Raw genomic sequence first — 12,377 nt, forward strand, 5'->3', positions numbered from 1 at the left:
GCGGCTGCGCGAAGCGCAGTCCGATGGCGTAACCCACCACTTCTGCCGCCGCGGACACAGAAGAGGTGGGTTACGCCAGTGGACCGCGCCTCGCGCGGCCACGTGCTAACCCACCCTACGGCGTCGGCGTTTGCGGCCTACGCCACACTCTCCAGATACGCCTCTTCCGCGGCATGCACGGCGTCGGGGGTGCCGACATGCATCCAGAGGCCGTCGAGGCGGAGGCCGAACAGCCGGTCCTGCTCATTGGCGCGGTCGAACATTTTTGTCAGCGAGAACTCGCCGTTGGGCGCGTCGGCGAAAATCGACGGCGACATGATGGCGGCGCCGGCGTAGACGAACGGTACCACTTCCTTCTCGCGCCGCTTGCGCAGCGTGCCGTCAGGCAGCATGGAGTAGTCGCCGCGCCCGCTATAGCCGATGCTGCTCGCGGTCGGCGCCATCAAGAGCATGATGTCCATCCGTGCCGGATCGAAATTCTCGGCGAGCCGTGCCAAGTTTGAGCGCACGCCGTCGATCCACAGCGTGTCGGAATTGACGTGATAGAACGGCGCATCGCCGAGCAGCGGCAGCGCCTTGACCACGCCGCCGCCGGTGCCGAGCACCTCGTTGCGCTCGTCGGAAATGGTCACATGCGGCAGCTTGCGGGTGGCGACGTGATCGATGATCTGCTCACCCAGATAATGCACGTTGACCACGGCGTCGGTGACGCCGGCCTGGCCGAGCTTGTCAAGCACATGGTCGAGGAGCGGCTGGCCGGCCACCGGAACCAGCGGCTTCGGCATCTTCTCCGTCAGGGGGCGCATACGCAGGCCCAGCCCTGCGGCGAGCACCATGGCTTTGGTCGGTTTGACGGACATCGGTCGGCTTTCTCAGAACCTCAATTTCGCGGCCGCAACAACCCTAGCATGAGGATCCGCCGGCCGCATCGAACCTAACCGCCATAGTCACCCGAGGTGACGTTTGTACGACGGGTGTTGCACTCAGGCAGTGGTCGCTGTGGACCGCGCCTTACGCTTCTTGTCGCCCTGCTTGAGAAAATTGACCCCGATCTGGTCGCCATTGACCCAGGCCAGCTCGCAGCGCCGATAGGCCAGGCCCGTCGACGACAGCAGGAGAAAGAATTCCTTCAGATGGAGACCCTCGACCGAACCCTCGACCGTCAGCTTGGCCCCGGTCTCGGAGACGTCCTCCATGACGCAGTCACGCCGCCAGGTGCCGTCGATCCCCATCATATGGGCCGGAATGCCGCGCTCGAACACGACGCGGTTACCGCTGCCACCGCGTTGATCGGTACTCGTCGTCATGCTCCCCGCTCCAGCCCCGTAGTTGCCCGGCCTCCAGAGGCCGAGATTAACGGTGCGATGGCTAACAGCCGGTAAATCCTCGCGCTTGTCGTCCCGGACCTGCGCTTACGCTTGTCCGGGATGGCGGCTGTTTCTGTGGTTCTCGAATCAGCCCTGCGGCGGGGGAACGTTGGCGAGATACCAGTCGCGCAGATGCGCGAGCGAGGGGTGGGCCAGCGAGCGGTTGAGATAGGTCCAGATCCGCGGCTGGTGGCGCAGATAATGCGGCTTGCCGTCGCGGCGGTTGAGGCGGGCGAACGTGCCGAGCAGCCGCGTATTTCGCTGCGCCGACATGATGGCGTAGAGCTCGGCGAAGCCGGCCGGATCGAAGCCCGCATCCGCGGCGCGGCGCGCCTTGATGTAGCGCGACAGCAGCGTCAGCTCGATATTTTCGGGCACGTCGATGCGGGCGTCCTGCAGCAGCGACACGACATCGTAGCTCTTCGGCCCGAGCACGGTGTCCTGGAAGTCGATCACGCCGACGCGCGCGCTGCCGGAGCGGCCTTCGAGCCAGATCAGGTTCGGCGAGTGGTAGTCGCGCAGCACCCAGGTTTTTGGTGCGGCCATCGGCTTTTTCAAGAGCTCGCGCCACATCGCAAAAAATTCCGCGCGCTTGTCCTCGGAGAGTTCGGCGTTGCGGTCGGGGAGATACCATTCCGGCATCAGGCCGATCTCGATCAGCAATGCTTCGGTATCGAAGACGGGAATGGCGTAGTCGGTGGTCGCGGTCAGCGGCAGCGTGTCCGGCAGTATCTTGCCGTGCAGTGCAGCCAGCACGTCGGTCGCGGCCTCATAGCGCTCGACGATCGGGCGCGGCGGATCGCCCTCGATCACGCCTTCGCTGCCAAAGTCTTCGGTAATGAGGAAGCCGTGGCCGAGATCGCTGTGATGGATCACGGGTGCCGAAATACCCTGCGCGCGCAGGCCTTCATCGATGGCGACGAAGGGCCTGACGTTCTCGGCGAGATGCACGGCGGCGCTGTAGGACTTTCCGTCATAGAGTGCGGCGCCATCCGGCCGCTGCGGAAAGTTCATGAGGATCGTGATGCCGTCGTCGCGGACGAGCCGCGCATAGGAGCGGGTCGAGGCATCGCCGGCCATGCGCCGCCGCGTCGCGTCGATGTAGCCGGCTTTGTCGAGAAACTCCCGCAGTGCCTGCAATCGTGCGACGGTTGCCGCCGCCTTGCCGTGACCGGTGATGTCAGCCGCGCGTGCGGTCGAACCCAGTGCCGGCCGGTGCGTGAGCGCGATGTCGATGCGATCCTCGGGCATGGCCTTGGGCGCGCGCTCCGGCCATTCGATCAACGCCAGCACTCCGTCCGGCAGCGGCGACAGCCCGATCTCGTCGAGCTCGCCTTCGTCCTCGACGCGGTAGAGGTCGGCATGCAGCACCGGCACGGGGAGCTGCTCATAGCCCTGCACCAGCGTGAAGGTCGGGCTCGGCACCTCCAGTGTCTCGTCGCCGGCGAGGTAACGGATCATGGCGCGTGCGGCTGCCGTCTTCCCGGCACCGAGATCGCCCGAGAGCGCGATGACGTCGCCGGCGCCGACCAGCAGCGCAAGGTCGGCCATCAGTTGCGCGGTCGCCGTCTCGTTGACGAGCGCGACGGAGAATGTCGTTGACGCGTTCATTTGGGCGCGTTCACTCGGCGGCGTCGCGATGCGCCGCCTGGTCGGTCGGGAAGTCGCAGGTCACGGTGGTGCCTTTGCCGACGAGCGAATCCACCCGCACCTTGCCGCCATGCAGCTCGACGAAAGAGCGCACCAGCGACAGGCCGAGGCCGGCGCCACGATGGCGCGAGCCCTGCGAGCGGCTTTCGAACCAGTTGAACACCTTGTCCTTCATGTCTGCGGGGATTCCGGGGCCGGAATCCGTCACGGTGAAGATGACATTGCGCTCGGATCGGCGCGCGCTGATGCCAACCGACGAATCCGGCGGCGAGAAGCCGACGGCATTGGCCAGCAGATTATAGAGCACCTGCACCACGCGCTTCTCGTCGCCGGTGAAGCTGCCGACATCGGGCGCGATGTCGACCTTGAGGCGGATGCGGTCGGTGGCGAGGCGGTCCTGGATGCCTTCGGCGGCAAGTTCGATCGCCTTGGAGACGTCGACGGGGCCGAGCTCGAGCTTCATCGCGCCGGCGTCGATGGTGGCGAGATCGAGGATGTTGTTGGTCAGTGCCAGGAGCGCATTGGTCGACTTGGTGACGTAGTCGAGGTATTCGGCCTGCTTCGGCGTCAGCGGTCCCGTCGAGGGATCGCTGAGGAAATGCGCAAAGCCGATGATCGTGGTCAGCGGCGAGCGCAGCTCGTAGGAGACGTGGTGGACGAAGTCCACCTTCATCTGGTCGGCGGCCTCCAGCGCCTCGTTGCGCTCGCGCAGCGCGCGCTCGACATTCTCGGTGTCGGTGATGTCCTGGAAGGTCAGCATGGTCGCGCCGTCGGGCAGCGGCCGGATCATGCCGTCGAGCACGCTGCCGTCCTTGCGCTCCAGCTTCAGCGGCACGTCGACGCGGTTCTCGATCGAGGTGATGGCCTCGCGGATCTGCCGCCAGACGGCCGGGTCGTCGAACAGTTGATGGCACCAGCTCTCGACGGTCTGGATGTGCGGCTCGTCGCGCAAGGCATCGTTCGACAGCTTCCACATCCGCGCAAAGGCCGGATTGAACAGCTGCGCCTTGCCGTTGCTGCCGAACACCGCGACGCCTTCGGCGAGGCTGTCCAGCGTCTCGCGCTGGACCCGGATCAAGCCGTCAAAGCGGCGGGCGAGATCGAGGCCTTCAGTGACGTCGTCGAACAGATAGGTGACGCCGCCTTCCGGATTCGGCGTCGTGACGACCGAGAGTGCACGACCGTCGGGCAGGTACCAGGTGTCCTTGGCGGTCTCGACCGCGCGATAGGCTTCGTGCAGCTTTGCCTTCCAGGCGCGAAAGTCAGGCTGCTCCGGCAGTTTTCGCGCGGCCCGGAGCTGATCGAGCACGCTGGAATCGTCCGGATTGGAATCCAGGAAGTTGCGGTCGAGGTCCCAGAGACGGCGGTAGGAATCGTTGTAGAAGGCGAGCCGCCGCTGGCCGTCGAATACCGCGACGCCGGAGGAGAGCTGGTCGAGCGTGCGGCGATGCGCCTCAGCCATGCGCACCAGCGCCGAGCTCAGGGCGTCGGCTTCGCTGGCGTCAATTGCGACACCGACACTGCCTGCGCCGACATTGACGGCGCGGACATCGTAGATGCGACGCTCGCCGCCGATCACGATCGGCAGGCGCGAGGTGAAGTGAGCCGCCTCCTTCAGGCCGCGTTCCATGTCGGTGCGGTCGGCGCTGTCGAGCAGTTCGAGCTTGCGCTCCTGGGCATCGGTGACGCTTTGCGCCTCCGTTGCCCGTACATAGGCCGGGTTGGCGTAGGCAAGCGCGCCGTTGGCGCCCTTGGCCCAGATCGGCCAGGGCGCAGCGGCGGCGAAGCCGCGCAGCATCTCGGTCTCGTCGAGCAGCGCCTTATGGCGCAGGTTGGTTTCGGCGAGCTCGCGCCGCAGGCCGGACAATTCGCGAATCCGGACAATGGCCTGGCCGCCGATGGCGCGCCCGATGGCTTCGAGCGTGTGGCCGTTGGCCGTGGTCACGTTGAGCTGGAAACCATCGCCGCGCTCGCGCAGCGCGTCGACGGCGTGGTCCATCTGCAGCGCCGGTTCCGGCGGCAGCCAGGTTCCGAACGCGAGCACGCGCTGCGGGGATGAATCCCGCGGCAGCACCATGGAGATGTCGCCGGAGATCTGCGCGCGATTGTCGCCGGCCGGCCATGAGATCAGGATCTGCGGTTCCGCAAACAGCAGCGCGCCGAAGCGATCGGCCTGCAATTGCAGTTCCCCGATCCGTGCGCGCAGCCGCGCCTCGTTCTTGGCCGTGCGCACGCGCGTGCGCATCAGCAGGATCGCGGCCACAACAGAGAAGCCGAGCAGGGCGAGCGCGGTCGCGAGCACCGCGATTTCCTGCCGGTTGAAATCCAGTAGTGTCGATAGGGAGTCGATGAAGTCCGCTGCCTTCGCAGGCCCAGCCGGAAGCAGCGCTGCGAGAGCGCTACCGATCAGGCTGTTGCGCGCCAATGAGGTGCACGACAGCAGCGTCCGACGCATCGACCCGATCACGCCTGACATAATTGCCCCAAGTCCGCGGATATCAGGACCGCACGAATTTACGCGCGGCGACTTCCCCCGCCGCGCGCGAATCAAACGACAATATCCGCTTCGTGACTCCACCGGTAAGAGTCCAGATCGTGAACGCAAAGCCAGGCACACAAAAATGCGGCCCGCGCGAATCTCTCCACGTAGTTTTGCGGTCAAACGATGCGGATTTGAGGCGAGGTGCTGGCGTTTTCCGGCAAGACTCTAGCGGCCGGTCGAACCAAAGCCGCCGGCACCGCGATCGGTCTCCGAGAGTGAGGCGACGGGAACCAGCGCGGCCTGCACCACGGGCGCGACCACCATCTGCGCGATGCGTTCGCCGCGGCCGATCACGAAGGGCGCCGCGCCATGGTTGATCAGGATGACCTTGATCTCGCCGCGGTAATCCGCATCGATCGTGCCGGGTGAATTGAGCACGGTGACGCCGTGCTTGGCCGCGAGCCCGGAGCGCGGCCGCACCTGCGCCTCGAAGCCCGGCGGCAGCGCGATAGCAAGGCCGGTCGGCACCATCGCGTATTTGCCCGGCGCCAGCGTCATCGGTTGGCCTTCCGGAACGGCCGCGAGGAGATCGAGGCCGGCAGCCTCTGATGTCTGATAGGCCGGCAGCGGCAGGCCTTCGGCGTGCGGCAGGCGCTGAACCTCGACGGTGACTTTGGTGCTCACTTGGCCGGCTCCAGCGGTTTGTTGGCGAGGCTCTTGGCGATATGCGCGACCAGCTCGGTCGCGACCTGGTCCTTGGTCATCACAGGCCAGGAGTCCACCGCGATGTCGCCTTCGTTGCGGGTAAGCAGGTGAACCGTGTTGCGGTCGCCGCCCATCACGCCGGTCGCGGGCGAGACGTCATTGGCGACGATCCAGTCGCAGCCCTTGCGCTTCAGTTTGGCCTTGGCGTTGTCGATGAGATGCTCGGTCTCGGCGGCAAAGCCGATCACCAGCGGCGGGCGCTTGTCCTTCATCTTGGAGATGGTGGCGAGGATATCGGGGTTTTCGACGAGCTGCAGCGGCGGCATGCCGGCTGAGGTCTTCTTCAGCTTCTGCTCGCCGGCGTTGGCGACGCGCCAGTCGGCAACGGCGGCGGCAAAGATCGCGATATCGACGGGAAGCGACGCCTCGACCTGCTCCAGCATGTTGCGCGCGGATTCCACATGCTTGACCGCGACGCCAGCGGGATCGTCGAGATCGACCGGGCCGCTCACCAGAATCACATCGGCGCCCGCGGCTTGCGCCGCTGCGGCAATCGCAAAACCCTGCTTGCCGGAGGAGCGGTTGGCGATGTAGCGCACGGGATCGATCGGCTCGTGCGTCGGCCCCGCCGTGATCAAGATGCGCTTGCCCGCAAGGGGCCGCGGCACCGGCGGCCGCAACAGGCGCTCGGCGGCCGTCGCGATCTCTATCGCCTCCGACATCCGGCCGACACCGGCTTCGCCGGCCTCCGCCATCTCGCCGCTGTTGGGGCCGATGAAGGTTACGCCGTCGCGCCCGAGCTGCGCCACGTTGCGGCGGGTCGCTGAATTGGACCACATCAGCGGATTCATCGCCGGCGCGATCAGGATCTTTCGATTGGTCGCAAGCAGAATGGCGCTGGCGAGATCGTCGGCATGGCCGTTCGCCATCTTCGCCATCAGGTCCGCCGTCGCCGGCGCCACGATGATGAGATCGCAGTCGCGCGCTAGCCGGATATGTCCGGCGTCGAACTCGCTCTGCGGGTCGAACAAATCGGTGTAGACCCGCTCATGGGACAGCGCGCTCACCGACAGCGGCGTGACGAATTGCTGCGCCGCCTGGGTCAGCACGCAGCGGACCTCGATGCGCCGTTCCTTCAGCCGCCGGATCAGGTCGAGCGATTTGAACGCCGCGATCCCGCCGCCGATGATCAGGGTGACGCTGGCCTCGGCAAGCGCGCTGGTGCGTTGGGGCGTGGGAGCGGGGGATAGCGTAGCCGGTGCCGCCGAGCCCGTCAGCGGCTCCTCGCGGCCCTCGATGAGCTCACGCAGGATGACCCGGACCTCCTCCTCGACCGAGCGGCGGTTTTGGGCCGATCGGAGCCGAAGGTAGGTTTTGACGCCTTCGTCGAGTTTGCGGATGGTCAGGCTTGCCAAGGCGCCCTCCAGCACGGAATGATAGCAATGCTATCATTTTCATGATTGCATCGCAATCAAAGATTTCTGACGGCGATCAGGATTCCGATGAAGGTGGCGGCGATGATCCAGAGCGCCACGGTGCGCCAGCGGTTCTTGCGGCCCTCGCTGCGGCCCATGGCCGCGATGGTCTCCGGCGACAGCCGCAGGCCCTCGCGCGTCATAGCCTCCAGCTGCTCCAGCACCACGACCGACCGCGCGGCGATGTCGGGCAGCCGCATCAGGACTTTTGCGAGGTCACCTGTACCGGCGATGGCACCCTGCACGCGGCCGATCGGACCGAGATTGCGCTCGATCCATTCACGCACCACGGGATCGGCGATCCTCCAGATATCGAGCTTCGGATCAAAACCGCGCGCCACGCCCTCGACCACGACCATGGTCTTTTGCAGCAGGATCAGCTCAGGCCGCGTCGTCATGTCGAACAAGCCGGTGACCTCGAGCAGCAGCGTCAGCAGCCGCGCCATCGAGATCTCTTCCGCCGTACGGTTATGGATCGGCTCGCCGATCGCGCGGATGGCTTGTGCAAAATTCTCGACCGAGTGATGCGCGGGCACGTAGCCCGCCTCGAAATGCACTTCCGCCACGCGGCGATAGTCGCGGGTGATGAAGCCGAGCAGGATTTCGGCGAGGAAGCGCCGCTCCTTCATGCCGAGCCGGCCCATGATGCCGAAATCCACGGCAACGAGACGGCCGGCATCGTCCAGAAACAGGTTGCCCGGATGCATGTCGGCGTGGAAAAAACCGTCGCGCAGCGCGTGCCGCAGAAAACTCTGGATCACCTTGCGGCCGAGATCGGGCAGGTCGACCTGCGCCTCTTCCAGGCGCTTGTGATCGTTCAGCGCGATGCCGTCGATCCACTCCATCGTCAGCACGTTGTGCGTGGTGCGGTCCCAGTCCACCGTCGGTACGCGGAAATCCGGATCGTCGCGCGTGTTCTCCGCCATCTCCGACAGCGCGGCCGCCTCCAGCCGCAAATCCATCTCCATCGCGACCGAGCGCGACATGGTGTTGATGACTTCGATCAGGCGCAGGCGCCGCGCCTCGGCCGAATAGGCCTCGGCCTTATCAGCCACGAAGAAGAAATCGGCGAGGTCGCGGCGGAAGCGCGAGGACACGTTGGGCCGCAGCACCTTGATCGCGACCGACTGGCGCACGCCGTCGCGCAGCACCTCGCCGCGATGCACCTGCGCGATCGAGGCGGCCGCGACCGATGGGCCGAAGCTGACGAATACGTCGCTGAGCGGGCGCTCCAGCGAGGTGGCGATCGCGGCCTCCGCTTCGGCTTGCGGAAATGGCGGCAGGCGATCCTGCAGGCTTTCGAGATCGCGCGCCATGTGGACGCCGACGACGTCGGGGCGCGTCGCCAGGAACTGGCCGAGCTTGAGATAGGCTGGTCCCAGCCGCGTCAGTGCGCGCGACAGTCGTGGCCCGTGCTTTGCGCCGCGCCGTTCGACGAGACGCGCCGCCTTCAGCGCAAGCTGGCCGGGCGGCGGCACCAGGCTCGGATCGATCGAGCCGAACACGCCCTCGCGCGCAAACACCAGCGCGGCGCGGGCCAGACGCGCAATGTGGGTAATCGCAGAAATCACAAACGCCAGCCCGAATGCAGTGCCACGATGCCGCCGGACAGGGTCTGCCAGGTGACGCGGGAGAAGCCGGCCTCGCGGATCATCTCGGCGAAGGCGTTGGGTTTTGGAAACTTGCGGATGGACTCGACGAGATACTGATAGGACTCCGCGTCGCCGGTCACCATGCGGCCGAGCGGCGGAATCACCTTGAAGGAAAACAAATCGTAGATCCGGTCGAGCCCGGGCACCTCGACAGTCGAGAATTCCAGGCACAGGAACCGGCTGCCGGGCTTCAGCACGCGATAGGCTTCACTGAGCGCGAGATCGATCCGCGGCACGTTGCGAATGCCGAACGCGATCGTGTAGGCATCGAAACTGCGGTCGGGAAACGCCAGCGCTTCGGCATTGCCTTCGACGAAATCGACCTGATGGTCGAGATGCCGCTTCGCGGCGCGCTCGCGGCCCACCGCCAGCATGTCCGAATTGATGTCGCAGACGGTGGCATGGAAGCCGGGTCCAGCCGCTTTCGCGGCACGGAACGAAATATCGCCGGTGCCGCCGGCGACGTCGAGCAGTGCGAACGGCCGCTCCGAGCGGGGCGGATCGAGCGTGTTGATCATGATGTCCTTCCAGACCCGGTGCAGGCCGACAGACATCAGATCGTTCATCAAATCGTAGCGCGAGGCGACGCTGTGAAAGACGTCATTCACCAGCGTCTGCTTGTCCCCCAGGGGGACGTCTCTAAAGCCAAAATGGGTTGTTTCGCCCGGCCGATCCATCACTCTACTCCACGACGCCGACCATAGCGCGGCCGGCGCAATGGCGCTATCACACCACCCTCATAAGGTGAATGCCTGACCATGCCTGAATTGCCTGAAGTCGAGACCGTCCGCCGCGGCCTGCAGCCCGTCATGGAGGGTGCCAAAATCCTCACAGCGGAGGCCCGCCGGGCCGATTTGCGCTTTCCTTTTCAGCCCGATTTCGTGAAACGGCTGCAGGGACAGATCGTCACGGGGCTGGGCCGCCGTGCAAAATATCTCATGGCCGATCTCGCCTCCGGCGACGTGCTCCTCATGCATTTGGGCATGTCCGGCTCGTTCCGCGTCATCAAGCCCGAGGACGAACAATCGCCCGGCGAATTTCACCATGCACGCAGCAAGGATACGACGCACGATCACGTCCTGTTCCGGATGTCGTCGGGCGCCGACATCGTCTTCAACGATCCGCGCCGCTTCGGTTACATGAAAGTGATCGCGCGCAACGCGCTGGATCAGGAGCCGCTGTTGCGCGGGTTAGGCCCGGAGCCGCTCGGCAACGAATTCGATGCCGCGATGCTCGCGGACTCCTGTGCCGGCAAGAAGACCAGCCTGAAGGCCGCGCTGCTCGACCAGCGCGTGGTGGCAGGACTTGGCAACATCTATGTCTGCGAAGCCCTGCATCGCTCGCATCTGTCGCCGCGCCGGATCGCTGCAACGCTGGCGACGAAGAAGGGCGAGGTCACCGATCACGCCAAGCGGCTGGTCTCTTCGATCCACACGGTGCTCAACGACGCCATCAAGGCCGGCGGCTCGAGCCTGCGCGATCACCGCCAGACCTCGGGCGAGCTCGGCTATTTCCAGCATTCATTCAAGGTCTATGACCGCGAAGGCGAGACGTGCAAGACGCCCGGCTGCGGCGGCATCGTCAAGCGCTTCACCCAGAACGGCCGGTCGACCTTCTGGTGCCCGAAATGTCAGAAGTGATGCAGCCCTAGCGCCGTAGCCCGGATGAAGCGCAGCGCAATCCGGGGTCTTCGCGCAACGGATGCAGGTGTCCCAGATTGCGCTGCGCTCCATCCGGGCTCCGAGAGCGAAATCTCGGCGAGAGTTGCGCTCGCAATGGCGGGGATGGAGCCTTCAAAACGGAGCGAAGCAATCCGGCGGGCTGGCGTGCCGGATTGCTTCGTCGCTAAAACTCCTCGCGAGCGTGAACGCGAGGAGCCGGAAACATCACCTGAGCGCGTGGCTCAGGCCGTGAACGAGGTCGCTTCGTCCTGCGCGAACTCGTCGGTGGCGTGCAGCACGTCGTCCGCAGCCGTGATGACCTGGTCGATCAGCAGATTTGTCGCGGCCGCCGACAGATCGAGCCGGTTCGCGATCCAGCGCCAGAGGCCGCGGATCTCTTCGGTCGATTTGCCGTTGGGCGCGAATTCGCTGACGCTAAGGCCCGCCGCGAGCGAGTCCTGATGGTCGTTGCGCATCACGATCAGCGGACGGGCAACCACCTCGGCGAGGTCGAGGGCGGCTTCCTCGGCGAGCGTGCCGGCCGCGTTGTCGATGCGCTGGCCGCGGATCGGGGTCTGGTTCAGCACGAAGCTGAAGGGACGCTTCCAGGCGCGCGCGACGCTCAGCGTCGAGGTGGTGGCCTCGATGTCGGCGACCGTCGGGCGAGACGGGATCAGGCAGAGGTCGGAGTGGCGGATCGCGGCCGTGGTGGCGGCGGACAAGCCGGCAGCGGTGTCGACGATCGCGAGCTGAAGTCCGCTTTCGGCCAGCATCTTGAGGCGCGGCTCGATGTCGGCGGCGTGATAGATCGGCTCGACGACGATGTCCTCGGCCGTGCGGCGGCGCTGCCAGTTCGACAGGGTGCCCTGCGGGTCGGTCTCGATCAGGCGAACGGAGAAGCCGGCCTGCCGGGCAGCCAGCGCGAGGCCGATGGCTAGCGTGCTCTTGCCGCTGCCGCCCTTTTGGGTGGCCAGTACGATCGTGTGCATAGTCAAAAATCCTCTGGAGGTGCTTGGGTCTGGGGTCACGCCACGCGAACGTGCATCGAAGATGATGCTGAGCTCTTCTCGCTCAGGACGTGCCCGGCCCGATCCAAAGGGGATCGCGGATGTCCGAATCAACTTTAACGATGATGGCGGAATCGGGAATGCCAGCTAATCCGTACGACTACTGGACCCGTAGTCGTACGTATGATGTGCTTGTTATCGCGAACAAAAAGGGGTTTGACCATGAGCGGCAACTGGCGCGATCGCGCGGCGACAACCTTCGCATGCCAGAAGATGCCGGCGGTCTCCAGTCGCGGCATGGTTGTGAGCAATCATCCGCTCGCCTCCAGCGCCGGCGCCGAGATGCTGGCCGCCGGCGGCAACGCCATCGACGCCGCG

At 65.5% G+C, this 12,377-nt stretch carries 10 protein-coding genes; 1 reads left to right on the plus strand and 9 read right to left on the minus strand.

Translation table 11 applies throughout. The features are described from left to right. Window positions 1-137 precede the first annotated feature (137 nt). From C2U70_RS29520 to ubiE, 8 genes are all read right to left on the minus strand, one after another. Window positions 138-860, minus strand: a complete 723-nt coding sequence (locus C2U70_RS29520; protein WP_140982156.1) for a nucleotidyltransferase family protein — start codon at window positions 858-860, stop codon at window positions 138-140. Between the two features lie 123 nt (window positions 861-983). Next, window positions 984-1,307, minus strand: a complete 324-nt coding sequence (locus tag C2U70_RS29525; protein WP_140982157.1) for a PilZ domain-containing protein — start codon at window positions 1,305-1,307, stop codon at window positions 984-986. 147 nt (window positions 1,308-1,454) lie between these two features. Further along, window positions 1,455-2,978, minus strand: coding sequence for a tRNA (adenosine(37)-N6)-threonylcarbamoyltransferase complex ATPase subunit type 1 TsaE (gene tsaE, locus C2U70_RS29530; RefSeq protein WP_140982158.1), 1,524 nt, complete (start codon window positions 2,976-2,978; stop codon window positions 1,455-1,457). Between the two features lie 10 nt (window positions 2,979-2,988). Then, window positions 2,989-5,493 (minus strand): sensor histidine kinase, encoded by a 2,505-nt coding sequence (locus C2U70_RS29535; RefSeq protein WP_186294554.1) that lies wholly within the window; start codon window positions 5,491-5,493, stop codon window positions 2,989-2,991. Window positions 5,494-5,724: 231 nt separating this feature from the next. Next, on the minus strand, window positions 5,725-6,183 hold the full coding sequence (gene dut, locus C2U70_RS29540) for a dUTP diphosphatase (RefSeq protein ID WP_140982160.1): 459 nt from the start codon (window positions 6,181-6,183) through the stop codon (window positions 5,725-5,727). Beyond that, window positions 6,180-7,619, minus strand: coding sequence for a bifunctional phosphopantothenoylcysteine decarboxylase/phosphopantothenate--cysteine ligase CoaBC (gene coaBC, locus C2U70_RS29545; protein ID WP_140982161.1), 1,440 nt, complete (start codon window positions 7,617-7,619; stop codon window positions 6,180-6,182). The genes dut and coaBC overlap by 4 nt, the downstream gene beginning before the upstream one ends. 56 nt (window positions 7,620-7,675) lie before the next feature. Then, window positions 7,676-9,250 (minus strand): 2-polyprenylphenol 6-hydroxylase, encoded by a 1,575-nt coding sequence (gene ubiB, locus C2U70_RS29550; protein WP_140982162.1) that lies wholly within the window; start codon window positions 9,248-9,250, stop codon window positions 7,676-7,678. Continuing rightward, window positions 9,247-10,008 (minus strand): bifunctional demethylmenaquinone methyltransferase/2-methoxy-6-polyprenyl-1,4-benzoquinol methylase UbiE, encoded by a 762-nt coding sequence (gene ubiE / locus C2U70_RS29555; RefSeq protein WP_140982163.1) that lies wholly within the window; start codon window positions 10,006-10,008, stop codon window positions 9,247-9,249. Before ubiE ends, ubiB begins: the two co-directional genes overlap by 4 nt. 81 nt (window positions 10,009-10,089) lie before the next feature. Between ubiE and mutM the strand changes: the two genes are divergently transcribed. Beyond that, a complete protein-coding gene (gene mutM / locus C2U70_RS29560) occupies window positions 10,090-10,971 on the plus strand; it encodes a bifunctional DNA-formamidopyrimidine glycosylase/DNA-(apurinic or apyrimidinic site) lyase (RefSeq protein WP_140982164.1) in 882 nt (293 codons plus the stop codon). Window positions 10,972-11,234: 263 nt separating this feature from the next. Here mutM and C2U70_RS29565 read toward each other — a convergent pair whose 3' ends face one another. Beyond that, complete coding sequence (locus C2U70_RS29565; protein WP_140982165.1) at window positions 11,235-11,981, minus strand: ParA family protein; 747 nt, start codon at window positions 11,979-11,981, stop codon at window positions 11,235-11,237. Window positions 11,982-12,377: the final 396 nt, after the last annotated feature.

This window comes from Bradyrhizobium guangdongense, assembly GCF_006483445.1.
In the GTDB taxonomy this organism is placed as follows: Bacteria; Pseudomonadota; Alphaproteobacteria; order Rhizobiales; family Xanthobacteraceae; genus Bradyrhizobium; species Bradyrhizobium guangdongense_A.